The sequence below is a fragment of the Mycobacterium sp. NTMscope_MAC_269 genome (genome assembly GCF_976985695.1).
In genome coordinates, this window is the sequence record NZ_OZ335668.1 from 3518772 (window position 1) to 3539292 (window position 20521).

General features: G+C 65.6%; 22 protein-coding genes. 15 read left to right on the forward strand and 7 right to left on the reverse strand.

From position 1 onward, the window contains the following. The first annotated feature begins 12 nt into the window (after positions 1–12). The 6 genes from ACZ50Z_RS16375 (at position 13) to ACZ50Z_RS16400 (ending at position 5226) form a co-directional block, all read left to right on the forward strand. The gene (locus ACZ50Z_RS16375) at positions 13–210 is read left to right on the forward strand and encodes a ferredoxin (RefSeq protein ID WP_464484493.1); all 198 of its coding nucleotides are present in this window, start codon (positions 13–15) and stop codon (positions 208–210) included. Positions 211–256: 46 nt separating this feature from the next. Further along, a complete protein-coding gene (locus ACZ50Z_RS16380; protein ID WP_464484494.1) occupies positions 257–1621 on the forward strand; it encodes a cytochrome P450 in 1365 nt (454 codons plus the stop codon). Between the two features lie 124 nt (positions 1622–1745). Next, positions 1746–2141, forward strand: coding sequence for a hypothetical protein (locus tag ACZ50Z_RS16385; protein WP_464486273.1), 396 nt, complete (start codon positions 1746–1748; stop codon positions 2139–2141). Positions 2142–2173: 32 nt separating this feature from the next. Next, positions 2174–3049, forward strand: coding sequence for a hypothetical protein (locus tag ACZ50Z_RS16390; RefSeq protein ID WP_464484495.1), 876 nt, complete (start codon positions 2174–2176; stop codon positions 3047–3049). After that, positions 3046–3618, forward strand: a complete 573-nt coding sequence (locus ACZ50Z_RS16395) for a hypothetical protein (protein ID WP_464484496.1) — start codon at positions 3046–3048, stop codon at positions 3616–3618. The genes ACZ50Z_RS16390 and ACZ50Z_RS16395 overlap by 4 nt, the downstream gene beginning before the upstream one ends. Before the next feature lie 228 nt (positions 3619–3846). Continuing rightward, the gene (locus tag ACZ50Z_RS16400) at positions 3847–5226 is read left to right on the forward strand and encodes an alpha/beta hydrolase (protein ID WP_464484497.1); all 1380 of its coding nucleotides are present in this window, start codon (positions 3847–3849) and stop codon (positions 5224–5226) included. Positions 5227–5230: 4 nt separating this feature from the next. Here ACZ50Z_RS16400 and ACZ50Z_RS16405 read toward each other — a convergent pair whose 3' ends face one another. The 6 genes from ACZ50Z_RS16405 to ACZ50Z_RS16430 all read right to left on the reverse strand — a co-directional run bounded on the left by ACZ50Z_RS16405 (position 5231) and on the right by ACZ50Z_RS16430 (position 11740). Then, on the reverse strand, positions 5231–6406 hold the full coding sequence (locus ACZ50Z_RS16405; RefSeq protein ID WP_464484498.1) for an acyl-CoA dehydrogenase family protein: 1176 nt from the start codon (positions 6404–6406) through the stop codon (positions 5231–5233). Next, positions 6390–7388: an acyl-CoA dehydrogenase family protein gene (locus tag ACZ50Z_RS16410; protein WP_464484499.1), complete on the reverse strand. Its 999-nt coding sequence runs from the start codon at positions 7386–7388 to the stop codon at positions 6390–6392. Before ACZ50Z_RS16410 ends, ACZ50Z_RS16405 begins: the two co-directional genes overlap by 17 nt. Before the next feature lie 124 nt (positions 7389–7512). After that, complete coding sequence (locus ACZ50Z_RS16415; RefSeq protein ID WP_464484500.1) at positions 7513–8163, reverse strand: nitroreductase family protein; 651 nt, start codon at positions 8161–8163, stop codon at positions 7513–7515. A 56-nt stretch (positions 8164–8219) separates the two neighbouring features. Next, entirely contained in the window at positions 8220–9623 is a 1404-nt protein-coding gene (locus tag ACZ50Z_RS16420) for an acyl-CoA reductase (protein ID WP_464484501.1), read from the reverse strand. After that, complete coding sequence (locus tag ACZ50Z_RS16425) at positions 9620–10966, reverse strand: hypothetical protein (RefSeq protein ID WP_464484502.1); 1347 nt, start codon at positions 10964–10966, stop codon at positions 9620–9622. The genes ACZ50Z_RS16420 and ACZ50Z_RS16425 overlap by 4 nt, the downstream gene beginning before the upstream one ends. Positions 10967–11107: 141 nt before the next feature. Continuing rightward, positions 11108–11740 (reverse strand): TetR/AcrR family transcriptional regulator, encoded by a 633-nt coding sequence (locus tag ACZ50Z_RS16430; protein ID WP_464484503.1) that lies wholly within the window; start codon positions 11738–11740, stop codon positions 11108–11110. Between the two features lie 76 nt (positions 11741–11816). Here ACZ50Z_RS16430 and ACZ50Z_RS16435 point away from each other — a divergent pair, with 76 nt between their 5' ends. The 7 genes from ACZ50Z_RS16435 to ACZ50Z_RS16465 all read left to right on the forward strand — a co-directional run bounded on the left by ACZ50Z_RS16435 (position 11817) and on the right by ACZ50Z_RS16465 (position 18369). Beyond that, on the forward strand, positions 11817–13241 hold the full coding sequence (locus ACZ50Z_RS16435; RefSeq protein WP_464484504.1) for an aldehyde dehydrogenase family protein: 1425 nt from the start codon (positions 11817–11819) through the stop codon (positions 13239–13241). A gap of 11 nt (positions 13242–13252) precedes the next feature. After that, positions 13253–13633 (forward strand): carboxymuconolactone decarboxylase family protein, encoded by a 381-nt coding sequence (locus ACZ50Z_RS16440; protein WP_464484505.1) that lies wholly within the window; start codon positions 13253–13255, stop codon positions 13631–13633. Then, positions 13630–14523 (forward strand): NAD(P)-dependent oxidoreductase, encoded by an 894-nt coding sequence (locus ACZ50Z_RS16445; protein ID WP_464484506.1) that lies wholly within the window; start codon positions 13630–13632, stop codon positions 14521–14523. The genes ACZ50Z_RS16440 and ACZ50Z_RS16445 overlap by 4 nt, the downstream gene beginning before the upstream one ends. Positions 14524–14794: 271 nt before the next feature. Then, positions 14795–15886, forward strand: a complete 1092-nt coding sequence (locus ACZ50Z_RS16450) for an amidohydrolase family protein (protein WP_464484507.1) — start codon at positions 14795–14797, stop codon at positions 15884–15886. Between the two features lie 40 nt (positions 15887–15926). Beyond that, the gene (locus ACZ50Z_RS16455) at positions 15927–17072 is read left to right on the forward strand and encodes an amidohydrolase family protein (RefSeq protein ID WP_464484508.1); all 1146 of its coding nucleotides are present in this window, start codon (positions 15927–15929) and stop codon (positions 17070–17072) included. 1 nt (position 17073) lies between these two features. Beyond that, entirely contained in the window at positions 17074–17487 is a 414-nt protein-coding gene (locus ACZ50Z_RS16460) for a Rieske (2Fe-2S) protein (RefSeq protein WP_064933395.1), read from the forward strand. Positions 17488–17502: 15 nt separating this feature from the next. Next, positions 17503–18369: an alpha/beta fold hydrolase gene (locus ACZ50Z_RS16465; RefSeq protein ID WP_464484509.1), complete on the forward strand. Its 867-nt coding sequence runs from the start codon at positions 17503–17505 to the stop codon at positions 18367–18369. A 26-nt stretch (positions 18370–18395) separates the two neighbouring features. On the opposite strand, the gene ACZ50Z_RS16470 is transcribed toward ACZ50Z_RS16465, so the two are convergent. Continuing rightward, on the reverse strand, positions 18396–18869 hold the full coding sequence (locus tag ACZ50Z_RS16470; RefSeq protein WP_464484510.1) for a hypothetical protein: 474 nt from the start codon (positions 18867–18869) through the stop codon (positions 18396–18398). A 36-nt stretch (positions 18870–18905) separates the two neighbouring features. Between ACZ50Z_RS16470 and ACZ50Z_RS16475 the strand changes: the two genes are divergently transcribed. Both ACZ50Z_RS16475 and ACZ50Z_RS16480 read left to right on the forward strand, forming a co-directional pair. Continuing rightward, the gene (locus ACZ50Z_RS16475; RefSeq protein WP_464484511.1) at positions 18906–20213 is read left to right on the forward strand and encodes an NADH-ubiquinone oxidoreductase-F iron-sulfur binding region domain-containing protein; all 1308 of its coding nucleotides are present in this window, start codon (positions 18906–18908) and stop codon (positions 20211–20213) included. Next, positions 20210–20506 (forward strand): ferredoxin, encoded by a 297-nt coding sequence (locus tag ACZ50Z_RS16480; RefSeq protein WP_464484512.1) that lies wholly within the window; start codon positions 20210–20212, stop codon positions 20504–20506. Before ACZ50Z_RS16475 ends, ACZ50Z_RS16480 begins: the two co-directional genes overlap by 4 nt. The last annotated feature ends 15 nt before the right edge of the window (positions 20507–20521 follow it).

Genomic DNA, 20521 nt, shown 5'->3' on the forward strand with positions numbered 1-20521 from the left:
GAGGAGAAAGTCGTGAAGGTCTGGGTGGATCCGGAACGATGCCAGGGCCATACCTTGTGCGCGATGATCGCTCCGGATTCGTTTCAGCTCAGCGATATCGACGGAAGCTCGTCGGCGATCGACGAAGTGGTGCCCGCCGATCGGGAGGACCAGGTGCGTGAGGCGGCGCACTCCTGTCCCGAGCAGGCCATCATGATCACCGAAGACTGAGCCGGCACCGAAGTCGTAGAAACGAAACACTGAGGGAGACAAAGCGTTGAGTGTCGACGACGTCGTCAACGACGGCGACCGCAAAAAGAACCGATACCACTTCGATCGGCATTCTTCCGAGTACCGGTCGCAGTTCAAGACGATCACCGAAGAGATGCACGCCAAGTGCCCCATGGCCTGGACGGAAACCTACGGCGGCCACTGGGTGGCAGCCGGCAGCCACGAGGTTTTCGAGCTGGCGCGCTGCCCCGCGGTCTCCAACGACCACGATATCCACGGCGAACGCCGTGGCTACAAAGGCATCTCGATCCCCACGGCCAACCGCGTCAGCGCGGTACGCGGCGGCATCCTGGAAATGGACGACCCCGAGCACCGCACCTACCGGACCGTGCTCAACCCCTATTTGTCGCCGGCGGCGATCAAGCGCTGGGAGCCGTTCATCGACGACGTGACGCGCGCCTGCCTCGACGAGAAGATCGAGAGCGGCAGCATCGACTTCGTCGACGATCTCGCCAACATCGTTCCCGCCGTCTTCACCCTGGCCATGCTCGGTATCCCGCTGAAGAAGTGGAACATGTACAGCGAGCCGGTGCACGCCGCGGTGTACACGCCCGAGCACTCCCCCGACATCGAGCGGGTCACCGCGATGCACCGGGAGATGGGGCTCGACATGGTCAACAACATGATCGAGATTCGCGAAAACCCGCGGCCCGGCATCGTGAACGGCCTGCTTGAGATGCGCATCGATGGCGAGCCCGCGCCGGAGCTGGAAATCCTGGGGAACCTCGGGCTGGTCATCGGCGGCGGATTCGACACCACGACCGCGCTGACCGCCCACTCGCTGGAATGGCTTTCGGAGCACCCCGATCAACGGCAGCTGCTCAGCGACGAGCGCAAGACTCTGCTCGACCCCGCGACCGAGGAGTTCCTGCGCTACTTCACCCCGGCGGCCGGGGACGGCAGGACCTTCGCCGACGACACCGAGCTCGACGGCATCAGGTTCAAAGAGGGTGAGCGGCTGTGGATTTCGTGGGCGATGGCCAACCGCGACCCGGCGGTGTTCGCCGATCCGGACAAGATTGTGCTCGACCGCAAAGGTAATCGGCACTTCAGCTTCGGGCTGGGGGTCCACCGGTGCATCGGGTCGAACGTGGCGCGGACCGTGTTCAAATCCATGCTGACCGCGGTACTCGACCGGATGCCCGACTACCAGTGCGATCCGGAGGGAACCGTCCACTACGAGACCATCGGTGTCATCCAGGGCATGCGTAAGCTGCCGGCCACCTTCACGCCCGGCCGCAAGGTCGGAGCCGGCCTGGACGAGACGCTCGAAAAGCTGCAACGCATCTGCGACGAGCAAGAGCTCGCACGGCCGATCACCGAACGCAAGGAAACCGCGGTCATCGACTGAGCCGCTCACAATTTCTACGAGTAGGCCTGTTCAGCATGACCAAGCCCTATATTGGGGCCAATTGCGTGAGCAGAGATGGGAGACGCACCGGGTGAAGCGATTCGCATTGAGCCTTGCGCTTGCCATGACCGCGCTGACCATCACGCCCGCCGCCCACGCGGACATGCTGTATGCCAACTACAGCGTGAACTCGGACCGGGATCCCGGCCATTTCTGGGTTTGGTCGATCAACCCGTGCGTCCCTAATCAGCCGGGATGCCTGCAGATATACGCGACTCCGCAGCCCAATGGGCAGGCGACGGTCTACCGGGGAGAGGCCCACCTGTCCAACGGTCGCTACACCATGGCTGTTGATGTGCCCGACGGTGTGCGCTGCGTGGTCCAGTTCTTTCCCTCGCATGACGTGTACTCGTGGGATGCGGTGACGCTGGAGGGTCAGGTCGACTCGACGTTCGACACCGGCTGCGGGGGCGGACCGGGGGGCACCAACAGCTGGCCGTTTTCGCTCGTGCGATTCTAGCCGCGTGAGACCTAGAGGAGTCGGCAAGCACGATGGCTGAGGCCAAGAAAGCGCCCCAAGATTCGACCACCTCGAAAGCCGACGTCAATGCGTTGCTCGAGGAAGCCGAGGCCGAGGCGGCCGAAGCCGAAGCGCTGGCCGCCGCGGCGCGTGCCCGCGCCCGCGCCGCCCGACTGCGGCGCGAGGCGCTCGCCGAAGCCGAGAAAGAGGCTCAGGCAGCGGCCGCCGAGGAGGAGGCCTCGGAAGCCCAAGAAACGGTAGTTGCCGACGAGGAAGCACCCGACGGTGCCGAGGCAAAGGCCGACGAGGACGTCGCCGACACTGCCGACGCCGTCGAGGCGGAGCACGAAAAAGTCTCCGACGAAACCGCCGAAGGCGCGGAATCGGAAGCTGAGCCCGCCGGCCGCCGGCGACGCGTGCGGCTGCCCTCTTGGTCGGTGGCGTGGAAAGCGGCCGTCATCCTGCTCATCTGCGCCTTCGTCGCGGCCAGCGGATACATGATGTGGAACCGCCATCAAGTCAACGAGCGCAGCCAGCGCGTCGCGAACGTTCTCGCGGGAGCCAGACAGGGTGTCGTCAACTTGACGTCCATGGACTTCAATAAGGCCAAGGAGGATGTCCAGCGGGTGATCGACAGCTCGACCGGCCAGTTCCACGACGATTTCCAGGCGCGCGCAAAAGATTTCACGACCGTCGTCGAGCAGTCCAAGGTGGTTACTCAAGGCACCGTGAATGCGGCGGCCGTGCAATCCATCAACGGGGATTTCGCGTTGGTTCTCGTCGCCGCGACCTCGCGCATCACCAACGCCGCTGGCGCCAAGGACGAGCCGCGCAATTGGCGGCTCAAGGTGACCGTCAAAGACGAAGGTGGGCAATACAAGATGTCCAACGTGGAGTTCATCCCATGAGTGAGGACGAGCCCGGCATCGACACCGCCGACGACTCGATCGAACAAACCGAGCCCAGCGAAACCGGTGCCCCCCGCACGCGGCGCGGGGCGAAAATCGTTCCGGTGATTCTGATTGTGCTGCTGCTGCTTTCCGGTGGCGGGGCGGCGTGGCTGTACTTCAAGCAGTACCGGCCCGACAAGCAGACCGACGCCGGCGTCGCGAGCGCGGTCGTCAATGCGGCGTCCGACGGAACGGTCGCGCTGCTCTCCTACTCGCCGGAATCACTCGATAAGGACTTCGCCGCCGCCAAGTCGCACCTGTCCGGCGACTTCTTGTCGTACTACAACCAGTTCACCGAACAAATCGTCGCCCCGGCAGCCAAACAGAAGTCACTGAAAACCAACGCCCGGGTGCTGGGGGCCGCGGTTCAGGAGCTGCATCCGAATTCGGCAGTCGTGCTGGTGCTGGTCGATCAGAGCACCACGAGCAAGGACAACCCCGACCCGGCGATGGCCTCCAGCAGCGTGCTGGTGAGCCTGAGCCAGGTCAACGGCAAGTGGCTGATCACCAAATTCGACCCCGTCTAGATGTGCCCGGCGGCTTCTCGTCGAGTGTGAACCCACGGCTTTGACTGTGCGCTGAGGGCGGCGACACGCCGAGGAAAGCCACCGTGGCGTCACGCTCAAAGCCATGGCTTCACACCGGGCGGCGGCCGCCTGCCCACGCTCCAAGAATCCACCAAGGTTTCCCCGAGCCCGCCGTCCGATCCTTTCCTCACGCCGCCTCAAGGCTGGCGCCTGAGAGGAGGAATCGCCATGTCGGTACTGGGCAACCACATATCGCTGATGCACGGTTGGGTGCCGGTGACGGCCCAGGTCATCGCCCCGATCTCGGTCGGGCTGGCCGCGGGGTGGCGATCGCGTCGTTGGCGCCTGCTCTCGCTGCCGGTCGCCGCCGCCGTCGGGGCCGTGGCGGCCGTCGGGGCCCACCGTTGCATCAGCGCGCCGGTGCCGCGGGCACTGTATGTGTGGATGGCGTTGGCCGGTATGGCCGCGGCGGTCCTGATCCTGGGTTGGCGCGGTGCGCGCTGGTGGCGGCGGGGCCTGTCGATCCTGGCAGTCCCGCTGTGTCTGCTCTGTTCACTGCTGGTGCTCAACCAATGGGTCGGCTATTTCCAGACGGTGCAGAGCGCGTGGAATCACTTCACCTCCGTACCGCTGCCCGACCAGACCGACAAGGCCACCATCACCACGATGGCGGCGAAGGGCGCCAAGCCGGCCCGCGGCAGCCTCGTGCCGGTGACGATCCCCGCCGACGCATCGCACTTCAAACATCGCGAGGAACTCGTGTACCTGCCGCCGGCGTGGTTCGCCAGCTATCCGCCCCCGCAGCTGCCGGCGGTGATGATGATCGGCGGCGTGATCAACACGCCCGCTGATTGGGTGCGCGCCGGCAATGCCGTGGACACGGTCGACGCCTTCGCGGCTGCGCACGGCGGCAACGCGCCGGTGCTGGTCTTCGCCGACCCGGGAGGGGCGTTCGACAACGACACCGAATGCGTCAACGGACGGCGCGGCAACGCCGCCGACCATCTCACCAAAGACGTTGTGCCCTACCTGGTCTCGAACTTCGGCGTCAGCGCGGACCCGTCGCGCTGGGGCGTCGTCGGCTGGTCGATGGGCGGAACATGCGCGGTAAACCTGGCCGTCAAGCAACCCACCCAGTTCAGCGCGTTCGTCGATATCGAGGGCGATTTGACCCCGAACACCGGAACCAAGGAACAGACCATCGCCGACCTGTTCGGCGGGAACGCCGAGGCATGGGCGGATTTCGATCCGACGACGGTGATAAACCGCCATGGCCAGTACACCGGGGTCTCCGGTTGGTTCGCGATCTCGTCGGGCGGTTCGCCGGCACCGCGTCGCGACGTCACCGCGATCGATTCCGCCGCAATGGCTCTCGCGAGCCGCGGCGTCACCGACCCGACCAACCAGGCAGCGGCCGCGGCGTCCCTGTGCGCGCTGGGCCGGGCGCAGGGCATCGACTGCGCGGTGGTCGCCCAGAGCGGAAAACACGACTGGCCGACCGCGGGCATGGCCTTCGCCACCGCGCTGCCCTGGCTGGCCGGCCAGCTGGGTACCCCGGGCGCGCCCCGAATCCCGTTGCCCAGCAGGGTCTCTGGACAGGCACTCTGAAGCCCTAGCCGCGGGGGAGGCCGAGCACCCGCTGGGCGATGATGTTGCGCTGGATTTCGGACGTGCCGCCGGCGATGGTCCCGGAGAAGCTGCGGGCAAAGCGCTCAAACCAGCTGGCGAAGTAATGGTCGAGGTTCATGTGCGCGTACGGCCCGGTCTGACCGGGATGAATGAGCCCGTCGGCGCCCGCGGAGGTCAGCGCCAGCTCCATCCCGCGCAATTCAGCCTCGGAACCGAGCAGCTTGAGCACCGAGATCGCGGCCACGTCGTCTTCGCCACGGGCGGTGCGGGCCAAGGCGGCCGAGCCCAGCAGGCGCAGCGCCTGTCGGTCCATGATCGTCGTGGCGTACTGGTCGCGTTCGACGTCGGTAGCGGGATGGAAATCGTCGATCATGTTCTCGAGACGGTCCGCGAAGCCCAGCCACATCATGGTGCGCTCGTGGCCCAGTGAACCGTTGGCCACCATCCATCCCTGGTTGAGTTCACCGACCAGGTTCTCGGCGGGCACCCGCGCGTCGGTGAAGAACACCTCGTTGAAGTCGGTGTCCTCGATCGAGCAGATCGACGGGAAGGGCCGGCGGACGACGCCGGGGGTGTCCGTAGGAATGATCAGCGCGCTGATTCCCTTGTGCTTGGGCGCATCCGGATCCGTCCGCACAAAGGTCAACAAGAAGTCGGCGTCGTGGGCCCCGGACGTCCACACCTTTTGCCCGTTGACGACGAAGTGATCACCGTCTCGCACCGCGCGGGTACGCAGCGACGCCAGGTCAGAACCCGCGCTGGGTTCGCTCATCCCCAGCGACGCCGTCATTTCGGCGCGCAGGACGGGCACGGCCCAGCGTTGCTTCTGCTCGTCGCTGCCGAACGACAATAGCGATGCCGCAACGATATTCACACCCTGCGGGTTGAAGCTGTGATAGATGCGGCGGCGGCTCAGCTCTTCCAAATAGACGAACTGCTGCAGCACCGTCGCGTTGCGGCCGCCGTATTCCGGTGGCTGGCTGGGCAGCAACCAGCCGTTGTCGAAGAGGAGCCGTTGCCAACGGCGAGCCCAGTCGGGCATGTGCGAAACCGATCGCGGTCGCTCGCTCGTTTCGCTTGCGGGAGGCAGGTTTTCGTCGAGAAATGCCGAAAACTCGGACCGGAACTCCTCGACGTCGGGATCAAAAGTCAGCTGCACGATATTCCTCAGCGATCCGCGCCCGATGTTCTCCCGCGCCGCCCAACATGAGTTCGCCCGCTTTCGCACGCTTGAGCGCGAACTGCAGGTCGTTCTCCCACGTGAATCCCATCGCGCCGTGCAGCTGCAGGCCGTGGCGGAAAACCAACGACTGGCACTCCCCCGCCGAGGCCTTGGCCATCGCGGCCGCCAGCCGGCGGCGCGGATCGTCGGCCGCGATTGTCAGCGCGGCGAAGTAGGCCAACGCCCTCGCCCGTTGCACCGCGACGTGCATGTCTGCGGCCTTGTGCTGCACCGCCTGGAACGATCCGATCGGCACACCGAACTGCTGGCGGCTCCCCACATGCTCGAGGACCAGGTCGAGGATGCGCTGGCAGGCGCCGACCATGGTGATCGCCATGCCCGTCAACGCAATATGGTGTGCGCGCTCGTGGTCGACCGTGAGCCGGGCGGTATCGGGGACCCGGACCTCGCTGAACGACAGATCGGCCACGTGCAGGACGGGGTCGAAGACCGCCGAGCGGCGGGCCGACACCTGGCTCGACGCGGCGAGGAACACGCCCGCATCGGTCACCACCGCCAGGCGGTCGACACGGTCGCCGTCGAGCACATGGCGCGCCGTGCCGTCCAACACCCAGCCGTCGGCGTCGCGGTACGCGACCACCCCGCCGTACACGGCCGTGCCCGACTCGTGCGGGTCGAAGCGCTCCGCCACCAGCGGCGCGAACTGGCTCATCGTCGCCAGGAACGGGGTGGGGTCGGTCGCGCGGCCCAGTTCTTCGAGCACGATGGCGAGCTCGACCGTGCTCTCCGGGTCGTTCAGCTCGGTCCAACCCTGATCGACGTACGACTTCCACAGCGGGCTCGGGTCGACGCCCTCCTCGGCCACGCTGCGCACCAACGACGGCGGGCACTGCTTGGTGACGGCATCGCGCACCGTGTCCTGCCACAGTCGCTGGTCAGCATCGAACTCCAACAGCATCCGCGCCGCCTCTCGTCGTGACTGTCACGGCGAGAATATCATTCTCGGTTGCGGAAGTAATAATCTCTGAATCCGGGCATGGGATCACCGAACTGTCCATGACGAGCCGAATTGCTCCCGCGAGCTAGCCGCTGGTCAGCAGCCCGTCGGCGGCACCATCCCAGCGGTCGAGGTTCACGAACTCGGCGAGCGGACGGCGGCGCAGTGGCCCATGATTGCCCTTGGGCCACCCGACCACAATGTGGCCGGCGACCATCCAACCCTCAGGAATACCGACGGCGTCGCGCAGCAGTTGTTCACCGCCGTACGAGGCCCAGCTGGTCATGCAGGCGCCGAGCCCCTGGGCGCGGGCGGCGAGCAGAAAGTTCTGCATTGCGGGAAAGATCGAACCGCCGAGCAACAGTTCCGACGCCGTCGGATAGTGCGCCTGCGCGAACAACACCGACGTGAATTCGCCGGCGCGGTCGTGCAATTCGTAGGTCGCACGGTAGGTGCGGGCGCGACGGCTGTCGTCGCCGTCGGCGGGCCGGCACATCCCGTAGACCGGCTCGATCACCTCCAGCGCGTGGGCGGCGGCCTTGGCCACCACGGCGCGCTGCTCGGGCGAGCGCAGCACCACGAAACGCCAGCCCTGGGCATTGGCACCCGAGGGAGCCCACCGCGCCGCCTCGAGGCACCGCGTCAGGGTCGCGTCGTCCACCGGTTCGTCGGTGAAGCGCCGGATCGTTCGGGCGGTCGCCATCACTTCCCAGACGTCAGCGCTTGCTCCGGTCATCGCTTCTCCTCAACGTCGGCTCCCTGACGCAACCTAGCGTGCGGCGGGGGCCGGCCTCACACGTCGGCCGCAGTGATGTCGTCGTCGCCCATCCAATGGACGAATCGCTGCAACGGATACATCGCGTCGTGTGGACTGCCCAGGACATGCGCATTCGCGGTGCCGAGCCGGCACAGCCGTTGAGCGCCGGCGCTTGCCAACAGATCCCGCAGCTGCGCCTTGCGTTCGTACGGATACACCCCGATCGTTTGCGTGGCGACGTTGACGTAGCGGACGGCGTCGTCGAGGGACGGGACCATGACGACATTCGATGTCTTGTTCGCGGGCTGAAACTCGACCGGCCGGTCCGACAGGATCACCAACCCGTGCCCGTCGAAGTCACCCCAAACCTTGAGATCACCCATCGCTTCGGCCACCTGGATCTCGTCGCGCATTTCCGACGGCACCGGGGGGCCCACCGCAGACGCGAAATCGCGGTCCACGGCCAGGCGCCGCGCCAGCGCCTCGCACAGCGATTCGACTTGGGCCCGTTCACCTTCCACGAACGCGAAGCGGCTTGCCAGGCAGGCTTCCTGGTTGAACACCGTCGTGTCAGTGGCCAGCCATTCGGCGACATCGATGGTGCGGTCTTCGGACTCGAAGGCCTCGCGCCCGATCATCGAAATCGAGGACTTCGGATCAAAAGAAATCAGTTGAATCCCCGGGCCCAGGTATTGGATCACGTTGTTGATCGCCTCGCCGCCTCCCCAGGCGACGATCTTGTCGAAGTACTGCGGCCGATAGAGGGTGCGTTCAATGGTGGTGTCGCCGCCCTGCCAGTAGATCGCCGACATCGACCGCACCACAGGGTGTTTCGGGTCGATCTCCGCCATGGTGCGCAGCACCGCGACCGTGGTGAAGGGATCACTTGACGGCAGCTTGAACAGGTTGACCGCCTTGACCAGGGCGCCCTGCGCGATCGACGCGACACATCCCGACGGAGCGTTGCCGGCAAGCATGTGCACCATTCGCGACGGAAACGCCCGCACCGCACCCTTGTTGCCGTAGATGTCGACCCGCTCCACCCATCCGTCCAAAGCCTCGCGATCGGCGAAATTCGCATCGACCATGCTCTTTAGCAGCGGCTTGGTCAGATACGTCGGGGCTTGGCGGTAGAGGCTTTCGACAACGCGGCGCGGCAAGGGATTCGTGGCGGCGATCAGGTCAAGGCATTGCTGCAAATGCGGATTGCGCTCCAGCTGCAGACGTTCGCCCGTTTCGGCCAGGAAATCGATGATCTCCTCGAGCTTGACGTCCAGCAGGGGCGGCAACTGCGACCGAGGCATCACCAGCGCATCGAGGTCGATTGCGGGAGTGGCGAAGTCAGCGCCCAGATCGCGCGAGCGGTGCCGGGTCGCCGCGCCTTCAACCAGCCTTCCCTGGACGAAATGAGGCGCCATCAGGACATCGGCTGTCGTCATGAAACACCACGCACATAGGCGTCGATGCTGCCCGCGCAGGTAATCTTGTCTCCTCCCGGCAGGTCGGAATAGCGCGTGATGTCACGGCCGACCGTGGGTCCCTGGTGGCCGCACCGACACGTGCCGAAACGCACACTGACCCGGTCTCCGCTGATTACCCCGCCCCAGCGGCCTTCGATCGAGGCGTCGAAAAATGCTGCGCGGGCCTCGAATTCATCATCGTCGGGATCATTTAGTTTCTCGCCCGCGGTATCCAGCGGCAGCAGGATCACCCAGGGCGAGACGTGGTACCGCTCGGCGTGACACAGCGGGAACGTCGCATTGATTTCACGCATGCTGTATGCGTGATACAGCCGCTCTGCGGCGATGTTGAACGTCTCGAGCACGTATTCGCGATAATTCTCCGGTAGCGCAGCGCCTTTGAGACCGCCGGCGACCATCATCGCGTTATCGCGATTGAAATCGTCACCGCCGTGCCCCTTGGCCCGGACGCCTTCGGCGATCTGATAGAGCGTGGCGAACATGCCGGTCGCCAGCAGGGGCAGCTCTCGGGCCTCGATCACTGCGTCGATCGCCTTCTTGGCCGAGAGGTCCATGTCGCTCGCACGCTGGGTGGCGATACGTTCGAACTCCGCGATCTCATTCGGGCGTGCGGTGCCGTCGGCGAGCTTGCGCCGTAGCGTGATCATGTCGACCATCGACCCGACGGTGATCGGTTCCCCGTCGCCGAATTGGTAAGGCGGGTATCGCGACGAAAAGCAATCGACCATCGCCTGCCGGATCGCGTCCTCGCGAGGGGCGGCGAATTGCGGGCCCAGGCCCAGGAATTTGCGGTCCTCACCGCGGGTGATGCCGGTGGCCCACAGCAGCGCCGCGCTGTTGATTCGAGCCGAGAGTTCGATATCACCCTCCGTGCACGAGAGCATGGCGGGCTTGCCGGTGGTGCCGCTCGAACACGACAGATAATGCCCGACGGTCTCCAGCCGCTTGAGCCAGTCATCCAGCGTCTGCACTTCGGCCGTGTCGAGGCCCTCCACGTCACGGGTGGAGACGGTGGCCAGCCACTTGCCCATGCGGTCCCAGCGGCCGTCGTTCAGCCACCCTTCGGCGTACGTCTTGTAGGTGGTGTGCGCGAACAGCAGTGGCACCAAGTCGGCGGGCTGGGTGATGTGTTTGATCCCGCCGGATTCCACACGGTTGGCCAGCAGCGGAATGCGCTGGGCCTGGGCCGCAAGGCGCTCGTTGGCGGCCTGCAACTGCAGGGGCCGCAGTTCGGCGGGGTCGATGTCGAAGCAGTCGTCTGCCCCGACCAGCTGCACTAGGCGCTCTACCGCTGATGCCATCCGGTGCTCCTTAGGTTGATGCCATCGCAGTTAAGTAAACACTAATGGATATTAATGGTCCAGGGCTGCCGGCCATAACGCGCAGATTTCGTTGCACAACTTGCTAATTCGAGGCGGCCGCCGCCTGAGGATCGCGTGCCCTCAGCGGTTGCGCAGTACGCCGCGTATGAAGAGGTCGACGGCGTGTTGCAAGTGACGCTCCTCTTCCTCCGCACTGCGATAGATTCCGCAGTCCGCGAGCCGCGCGGGCAGATGCTCGACCAGCGCGATGAAGTGGCCGGCGGCCAATTCGAGATCGTCGACCTCGATGGTCCCGGCCCCTTGGTGGTGGCGAAGCAGGTCCATCACCTGCCGGTGGCGCGGCGACCACGTCATCGAGTGCGCGCTGACGGCGAACTCGGGAAACCGTGCGGATTCGTTCATCGCGATCCGCGTCAGGCGGACGATGTCCGGATCGATCGCCCGCTGCAGACCGGCCCGACCGACCGCGACCAAGGCGGTCCGCAGATCACCGTCACCGACGTCTTGGGTGGCGTCACGCTCCGTCCGGCGCGTCAGCGCCCACGGAATGACGTCGAGGAAGACCGCGCGCTTGTCCGGATAGCGCGCATAGAGCGTGCGCCGGGTGATGCCGGCCGCTTTGGCGATTGCGTCCATGCTGGCGCCGTCGTAGCCATGCTTGACGAACGTCGCGACGGCGGCCTTACGCAGCTTTTGTTGCAGCTTCTTGGCTTCGGCCTGCGTCGGACGTCCTCGCCGGGCTGCGGTGACCACGCCATCGAGTATGCCGCAGAAATATACATTAACGTGTAGATAACCGTCGGCACGACGAAAGACGTCAAGGGGCACCGTGGCCATCACACAGTCGTTCATCAACGGCGAAACGATTGCTTCGGCAGACGTGTACGACAACATCGATCCAGCCACCGGACGATCCCTCGGACCGGTGGCGCGCGGCGGCGTCGACGAAATGGATCACGCCGTCAAGGCGGCCCGAGCGGCGTCGGCCCCGTGGCGAGACACGTCGCCGCAAGTGCGGGCAATCCTGTTGACGCGGATCGCCGATCGCATCGAGCAGAATCACGAGCGATTAGCCCGGATGGAGAGCGAGGACACCGGCAAACCGCTGAGCCAGGCCCGCGCGGACGCCGCTGTTGCCGCGCGTTACTTCCGTTTCTACGGCCACGCCATCGACTCCTACTACGGCCAAACCATCCCGCTCTCAACAGATTTGCATGTCTATACGAGTCGCGAGCCCTTCGGGGTAACCGGTCACATCATCGCCTGGAACTACCCGATGCAATTGCTCGCCCGCGCCGTGGCGCCCGCCATCGCGGTGGGTAACTGCGCGGTGGTCAAACCCGCCGACGAAACACCCAGAACGGCAGTGGAACTCGCCACGTTGGCGGTGCAGGCCGGACTGCCACGGGGAGTGTTCAACGTGGTGACCGGCATCGGCGCCGAAGCCGGTGCGGCCCTTACGGCACACCCCGATGTCGATCACCTTGGGTTTGTCGGGTCGACTCAGATCGGTTCGGTGGTCGCCCACGCCGCGGCCGATCGCGTCACACCCACGACGCTCGAGTTGGGCGGCAAGTCCCCGCAGATCGTCTTTCCCGATGCGGATTTGGCCCGCGCGTCGGAGTCGATCGCGAAGGCGATTCTGCAGAACGCGGGTCAAACCTGCTCGGCCGGCTCACGCCTGCTGGTACACGACGCGATTCACGGCACCGTCGTCGAGATGGTCCGCCAACGTTTGACTTCGGCCACGATCGGGCCCGGTATCGAGGACCACGACCTCGGACCGTTGATCTCGCGAAAACAACAGCATCGAGTGCGATCCATGCTCGCCACCAACGTCAAGGGCGAAATTCTTTGCGGTGGAGCACCTCCCGACGACCCACGCTTGGCCGAGGGCGCATACTTCTGCCCGACGATCATCGACGACCCCGACCCCGCGTCGCCGATCGCTCAGGAGGAGATCTTCGGTCCGGTGCTGACCGTCAACCGGTTTTGCACCGAAGACGAAGCGGTCGAGCTGGCCAACGGCACGCCGTACGGCCTGCTCGGCGCGGTGTGGACCACCGAACTGTCCCGTGCGCACCGACTCGCGGCAAACATCCGCGCCGGCCAGGTCTACGTGAATACCTATGGCGCCGGCGGCGGGGTGGAACTGCCTTTCGGAGGTTTCAAGAAATCGGGCTATGGCCGCGAGAAGGGCTATGAAGCCCTCGACACATTCAGCGCCACCAAGACTGTCGTGGTGCGTCTTTGAAGGAGAACGCAGTGGATCGCGAAACCTACCGGCGGGGCCTCCAAATCCGCTCGGACGTCCTGGGCGCGGAGTACGTCGAGCGCGCGCTGGCCGGCGCGGACGACTTCACCGGCCCCCTGCAAGATCTCGTCACCGAGTACTGCTGGGGCGCCGTGTGGGGCCGCGAGGAACTGCCGCGCAAGACCCGCAGCATGCTCAACCTGGCCATGATCGCGGTGCTCAATCGCCCCAACGAATTGCGGATGCACGTCAAAGCGGCGCTGACCAACGGTGTCACTCGCGAGGAGATTCGCGAGATCTTTCTGCAGGTGGCCATTTACGGCGGCGTGCCGGCCGCGGTCGACAGCTTTCGCATCGCGCGCGAGGCGTTCGCCGAGCTGGAACAGTCATGAAGCTCGGGTTCGTCGGGCTGGGAAACATGGGCTTTCCCATGGCATGCCGCCTGATTCAGGAAAAGCACGACGTCGTCGCCTTCGACACACGCAGCTCGGCACTCGAGCGCATGGTCGCGCTGGGCGCGCGCCCGGCGTCGTCGCCCCAAGAGGTCGCCGATCGCGCCGACACGGTGCTGGCCAGCCTGCCCACGCCGGGCGCATCGCTGGAGGTGGCCACCGGCGCGGCGGGCGTGATCGAGGGCGAACGGATCAAGCGCTTCGTCGACTTGTCCACTGTCGGCAGCCAAATGGCGATGCAGATCCACGACCTCCTCGCCGAACGGAACATCGTGCGGATCGACAGCCCGGTCAGCGGCGGCGTCGGCGGCGCCGAGAAGGGGACGCTGGCGCTCATGGCGTCGGGCCCGCGCGGCGAATTCGACGCCATCCGAACGGTGCTCGAAGCCCTCGGCCGGCCCGTGTATGTCGGAGACAAACCCGGTTCGGCGCAGACGATGAAGCTGGCCAACAACATCTTGGCGGCCAACGTGTTGGCCGCCACCGCCGAAGTGGTCGTCATGGGAGTCAAAGCCGGACTCGACCCCGCTGTGATGATCGAGGTGCTCAACGCGGGCTCGGGCGCGACGAGCGCAAGCCGCGACAAGTTTCCCCGCGCGATCCTGCCGCGCACCTTCGATTACGGCTTTGCCACCGGCCTGATGGTCAAGGATGTGCGTCTTTACCTCGACGAGGCGAAGGCGCTCGGCGTGCCCGCTGAGGTCGCGGAGACGACCGCCCGGATGTGGGAGGCGGTCGCCCGCGACGAAGGGCCCGAGTCCGATTTCACGACGGTGATCAAACCGCTGGAGCGGGCCGCAGGCGTCACCGTGGGCCAGCCCCCGGCCTAGCTTTCGCGGGCCGTCCCGTCGCGTTTGTTGCGGGTGTCCGCCGCGTCGGGCACGCGGATCCTATCGCTCACCAACCCGGAGAATGGTATTATCCGGAATGAAGAACGACACTTGCTCACGAGCCCACAAAAAGCTTACTACCAGCGATAATGACTAAACGAAATGCTTACCGGAAACCCATTGATTGACCGCTCACGAAAATGTTAGATTGGCTATCATATGACCTCGCGCAGCCCGTTTCGGCCGGCGCCGGAGCCGAAGGGTGGCTCTCGTGATCACACACGCTGACGGGACAAGCACACCGCTGATCGACGCGAGCGTGCACATCTTCTTCCCGTCCAACAAGGCACTGCGGAAGACTCTGCGCGAGCCGTTCAAGAGCCGCGGCTTCCCCGATTACGAGATGGACTGGTATGGCGCCCCCGGCGGGGAGTACGCGCCCAACACCGAGGGGCCGGACCGGCAGTACCCCGGGTCGGATCCGGATTTCGTTGCCACCGAACTGTTTACGAAGCGCGGGGTCGACGTGGCGGTCCTGCACCCGATGGCCCGGGGCATCATGCCGGACCGGCACCTGGGCACCGCGCTGCACGCCGCGCACAACGAAATGATGGTGTCGAACTGGCTGGAATCCAGCGAGTTCGGCGACCGCTTCCGCGGCACCATCCGGATCAACCCCGACGACATCCCCGGCGCTTTGCGCGAGATCGAGAGATGGCGTTCCCATCCCCGCGTGGTTCAGATCGGCGTCCCGCTGCAGTCCCGCGAGCTGTACGGCAAACCGCAGTTCTGGCCGATCTGGGAAGCCGCGGTCGACGCCGGCCTGCCGGTGGCCGCGCACATCGAGGTCGGGTCGGGTGTCGCGTTTCCCCCGACGCCGTCCGGGAACACCCGGACCTACGAGCACTACGTCAGCTTCATGGCGCTGAACTATCTGTATCACCTGATGAACATGATCGCCGAGGGAGTTTTCGAGCGGTTCGACGGCCTCAAGTTCGTGTGGGGCGATGGCGCCGCCGACTTCGTGACGCCCTTCATCTGGCGGATGGACACGTTCGGCCGGCCGCACCTGGAGCAGACGCCGTGGTCCCCGCGGATCCCCAGCGACTACCTGCCCGGTCACGTGTATTTCGTCCAGGGCAGCCTCGACGGCCCCGGCGACGTCGAGTTCGCCGGCGAGTGGTTCGGCTTCACCGGCAAGGACGACATGGTGATGTTCGGCTCCAGCTATCCGCACTGGCAGTGCGGCGATATCACAAAGCTGCCCAGCGCGATCTCTGCCGAACAGCGCGAGAAGCTGTGCTGGCGTAACGCGGCGCAGCTCTACGGCATAGACATTCCCGCCGGGGTGGGCGCACAGTAGAAGTGGACGCGGGCGGACCGAAAAAGACGAGGAGTTTCAGATGAGTTTGACCCATTCTCAGGAGCGGCTTCCCGCTGCCGAGCGCATCGCCGTCCGGTGCGTCGACTCGGACGTCCACCCGGCACCCAAGCGCGGAGAGCTCCTCCCGTACATCCCCGAGCCCTGGCGCAGCAAGTACTTCCTCACCCGCAACGTGGGTGAGCAGATCTACTATGACGCCCCGGACTACGCGCACTCGTACGCGATGCGGGTGGACTCCTTCCCCGCCAACGGCGAATTCCCCTGCAGCGACCCGGACTTGGCGTTCCGACAGCTGATCATGGAGGCCGGCTCCGACATCGCGATCCTGGAACCGGCCGCGTATCCGGCGCGCATTCCCGAAGCGCAGCACGCGATGTCGGTCGCACTCAACGACTGGCAGGCCAATCACTGGCTGGACAGCCACAACAACTGGCACGAGCGGTGGCGCGGTTCGATCTGCCTCGCCATCGAGGAGCCCGAAGAGTCGGTCCGCGAGATCGAGCGCTGGGCCGGACACCCCTACATGGCGCAGATCCTGATCAAAGCCGAGCCACGGCCATCATGGGGCAACCCCAAGTACGACGCGATCTGGGCGGCCGCCACCAAGCACGACATCACTGTGAGTTGCCACCTGTCGCGCAGCCACTTCGACGAGCTGCCCATGCCGCCGGTCGGGTACCCCAGCTACAACCACGATTTCATGGTCACCTACTCGCTGCTGGCCGCCAACCAGGTGATGAGCCTGATCTTCGACGGAACGTTCGACCGCTTCCCGACGCTGCGGATCGTGTTCGTCGAGCACGCGTTCAGCTGGATTCTGCCGTTGATGTGGCGCATGGATTCGATCTACGAGGCGCGCAAGTCGTGGCTGGACATCAAGCGCAAGCCGTCCGAATACGTCAAGGACCACATCAAGTTCACCACGCAGCCGCTGGACTACCCGGAGGACAAGACCGAGCTGACCCGCGCGCTGGAATGGATGGAGTGCGAGAAGATCCTGCTGTTCTCCTCCGACTACCCGCACTGGACGTTCGACGACCCCCGCTGGTTGGTCAAGCACCTACCCAAGCACGCACGGGACGCGGTGATGTACAAGAACGGCATCGCGACGTATCACCTGCCCGAGACCGTTCCGGTTCTCGAGGGTCAGACCCGGGTGCTTTGAATTGACGACTCAAGAGGAAGGGGCAACCACAAGGCGCCCCGAGCCCCGTCTCGCCCAGGGCCGCGAGCATGTTGTTGCCACGGTGGACGAAATCCCGCCGGGCACACACAAACTGGTACCGATCGGACGGCACGGAGTCGGCGTCTACAACGTCAACGGCACCTTCTACGCCATCGCGAATTACTGCCCCCACCAAGGCGGTCCGCTGTGTTCGGGACGCGCCCGGGGACGCACGATCGTCGACGAGACCGCGCCCGGTGACTCGGTGATGGTGCGCGACCTGGAATACATCTACTGCCCGTGGCACCAGTGGGGTTTCGAGCTGGCGACCGGCACCACCGCGGTGAAGCCGGAATGGAGCATCCGCACCTATCCGGTGCGCGTCGTCGGCAACGACGTGTTGGTACAGGCCTAACTACAGGAGAATCGGGTGCCTTCTATCGAGATCAACGGGGGAAATGTCGTCTACGAAATCCTCGGTGACTCAGGCGATCTCATTGCCCTGACGCCCGGCGGCCGGTTCAGCAAGGAGATCCCCGGCCTGCGCCCGCTGGCCGACGCCCTGGTCGCGGGCGGCTACCGGGTGCTGCTGTGGGATCGGCCCAATTGCGGCGCCTCAGATGTGCAGTTCTACGGGCAAAGCGAATCCCACATGCGCGCCGAAACGCTGTACAAGCTGGTGACGGGCCTGGGCTTCGAGCGCTGCATCCTGGCCGGCGGCTCCGGTGGGGCAAGGGATTCCATGCTGACCACGATGCTCTACCCCGAGATGGTCACCAAGCTCGTCGTGTGGAACATCGTCGGCGGCACCTACGGCACCTTCGTGCTCGGCTCCTTCTACATCATTCCCAGCATCCTCGCGGTGCGGGGCACCGGGATGGACGGCGTGGTGAAGGTGACCGAGTGGCGCGAACGCATCGAGGAGAACCCGGACAATAAGCAGCGGTTCCTCGACTTCGACTCCGGCGAATTCCTCAAGGTGATGCTGCGCTGGCTCAACGCGTTCGTCTCCAAGCCAGGGCAAACGATTCCGGGCGTCGAGGACGAGATGTTCGACCGGATCACGGTGCCCACGTTGATCATTCGTGGCGGCGAGAACGACATGGATCACCCCAAGCGGACGTCGCTGGAGGTGAGCTGCCTGATCAAGGGATCGAAGCTGATCGATCCGCCGTGGCCGGAGGACGCCTGGGAGCGCGCGTCCGAAGACCGCGCCGCCGGCAGGGTCCAGCATTTCAACATGTTCGACACGTGGGTGCAGGCGGCACCCGCGATCCTCGAATTCCTGGGCTCGTAATGGCGCTACGTCGTCTTGTGAAACTCCTACCTAGTCCGAATGTGGACCTCGCAGTTGAGCGACGCCTCCAGCGCCGTGTGCACCCGGCTTTCCGGAATCCGTTCGAGGTCCTCCTCGCGAAGCGTCACGTAAACGATGTCGAAGCCGTCGTCGCCCGGGGTCCGCTCGATCTCACCGGTCAGCCCGAACGCGGACAGCACCCCGTGCGCGTCGTCGTTGGTCCCCCGGCTGACAAAGGTGATCACGCCCGGGCGAGGGGCGTTGCCGAACGCTTTGGCGCACACACCGATTGCGGTTTTTTGGGCAGCGCCGCCGTCATCGGCCGCAATGAGCAATTCAACCTCGCGGCGGCGCACCGGCATGGTGGCGAGGTCGTTTTTGACCACGTCGGCGCCGACCGCGGCCGCGAGCTCGTGGAGAGCTGCCATGCCGTCACGTAGCTGTGCGGGCGTGAGCACGCTTTCCGGGTCGACGTTGACACGCACCACCGCAGTTCGCATGCGTGCAAGCCTAACTAAGACGATGGCAGGCCAGCTTTGAACACCACTCAGTCCACAACCACCACCACCGTCGTCCCCGCCGGATGCACACCCCGGCTGCTGTCCGAGCAGGCCGGTCGGGAAGACCTGGCCGCCTACCGGCAGGCCGGCGGCTATCACCCGCTGACCGACACCGACGCGTTGCTGAGCGAGGTGGAGAACGGCGGGCTGGTCGGCCGGGGCGGTGCGGCCTTCCCGCTTGCGGTGAAACTGCGTACGGTGCGCGAGAACGGGCGCCTGCTGGCGGACACCGGCGGCCCCGTCGTCGTCGCAAACGGCGAAGAGGGAGAACCGGCGTCGATCAAGGACCGCTGGCTGCTGCGCAACCGCCCCCACCTGGTCCTGGACGGACTGCGATTGGCCGCGACGATTGTGGCCGCCGATCGCGCCTACATCTATGTGTCGGACCCGGATTCGGCGCACAGCGTCGAAACAGCGCTTGGCGAACTGGGTCCCGACGCTCTCGGCGTGACGATCACTATGCTGACCGTGCCGGCCGGCTACGTGGCCGGCGAGGAGACCGCCGCGGTCCGCGCGATCAACGACGGACCGGCCAAGCCAACGGACAAGCCGCCGCGCCCCTTCGAGGCGGGCGTCGATGACCGGCCCACCTTGGTGAGCAATGTCGAGACCTTGGCCAACCTGCCCTACCTGCAACGGCACGGCGCGGCGGCGTTCCGGGCGCAGGGCACACCGCTGTCGCCGGGCACCTTCCTGGCCACGATCAGCGGGGCCGGGCGTCCGCCGGTCCTCTACGAACTCCCCCACGGGCTGCCGTTCACCGAATTGCTTGCCCTGCATGGCGTCCCGGCCGACCAGGTGCGGGGAGCGTTGATGGGCGGCTATTTCGCCGGCCTGCTCAACCGCTCTGTGCTGGAGACCACGCTGGACCACGAGACGATGCGGCGGGTCGGCAGCGGTCTGGGCTGTGGCGCGATCTCGGTCATCACCGACGATTGTCCCGTGGCGGTGGCGGCCTCGGTGCTGGCCTATTTCGATCGCGAAAACGCCGGACAGTGCGGCTCGTGCTTCAACGGGACGGCGGCGATGGCCGCCGCGGCCGGCGCCCTGCGTGACGGCGCCGCTACCACAGAGGACGTCGAGCGGTTGCGCCGCTGGTCGGTGGTGCTGCGCGGGCGCGGGGCATGCGCCACTCTGGATGCCGCCACCAATGTGGCCGCCAGCCTGCTCGATCAGTTCCCGGACGAGGTCGGTGCGCACCTCGGCGGCACGTGCCCGGGCTGTGCCCGCGGCGCATTCCGTGCCGATCGCCCCTACGAGGCGGAAGGCGCGAGGCAAGCATGAAAATCCGTCTGGACCGCACGATTTGCGACGGCTTCGGCATCTGCGCCAAACACGCGCCGGGATACTTTTCGCTGGACGACTGGGGGTACGCGTCCCTCATCGGTGACGGCACGGTGGCGGAGGCGGACCGCGATGCGGTCATGCGGGCGCTACTCGACTGCCCCGTGCACGCGATCACCGAAATCGGCCAGCGCACCGTTCGCTCCCCCCAGCCGCCACTCGCCGATACCGAGGATCCGGCCGAGAACCTCAAAACCGAAGAGAACGAAGCCGAATGGGGTTTCACGCGTTGAGCCGCTACGGGTCTG

Excerpts from the sequence above, each read along its gene's own strand:
- ACZ50Z_RS16425 (WP_464484502.1), bottom strand. The coding sequence starts at position 10,966 with ATGGCATCAGCGGTAGAGCGCCTAGTGCAGCTGGTCGGGGCAGACGAC.
- ACZ50Z_RS16415 (WP_464484500.1), bottom strand. The coding sequence starts at position 8,163 with ATGACCGGAGCAAGCGCTGACGTCTGGGAAGTGATGGCGACCGCCCGA.
- ACZ50Z_RS16455 (WP_464484508.1), top strand. The coding sequence starts at position 15,927 with ATGAGTTTGACCCATTCTCAGGAGCGGCTTCCCGCTGCCGAGCGCATC.
- ACZ50Z_RS16445 (WP_464484506.1), top strand. The coding sequence starts at position 13,630 with ATGAAGCTCGGGTTCGTCGGGCTGGGAAACATGGGCTTTCCCATGGCA.
- ACZ50Z_RS16385 (WP_464486273.1), top strand. The coding sequence starts at position 1,746 with ATGACCGCGCTGACCATCACGCCCGCCGCCCACGCGGACATGCTGTAT.
- ACZ50Z_RS16480 (WP_464484512.1), top strand. The coding sequence starts at position 20,210 with ATGAAAATCCGTCTGGACCGCACGATTTGCGACGGCTTCGGCATCTGC.
- ACZ50Z_RS16390 (WP_464484495.1), top strand. The coding sequence starts at position 2,174 with ATGGCTGAGGCCAAGAAAGCGCCCCAAGATTCGACCACCTCGAAAGCC.
- ACZ50Z_RS16400 (WP_464484497.1), top strand. The coding sequence starts at position 3,847 with ATGTCGGTACTGGGCAACCACATATCGCTGATGCACGGTTGGGTGCCG.
- ACZ50Z_RS16470 (WP_464484510.1), bottom strand. The coding sequence starts at position 18,869 with ATGCGAACTGCGGTGGTGCGTGTCAACGTCGACCCGGAAAGCGTGCTC.
- ACZ50Z_RS16420 (WP_464484501.1), bottom strand. The coding sequence starts at position 9,623 with ATGACGACAGCCGATGTCCTGATGGCGCCTCATTTCGTCCAGGGAAGG.
- ACZ50Z_RS16395 (WP_464484496.1), top strand. The coding sequence starts at position 3,046 with ATGAGTGAGGACGAGCCCGGCATCGACACCGCCGACGACTCGATCGAA.
- ACZ50Z_RS16410 (WP_464484499.1), bottom strand. The coding sequence starts at position 7,388 with ATGCTGTTGGAGTTCGATGCTGACCAGCGACTGTGGCAGGACACGGTG.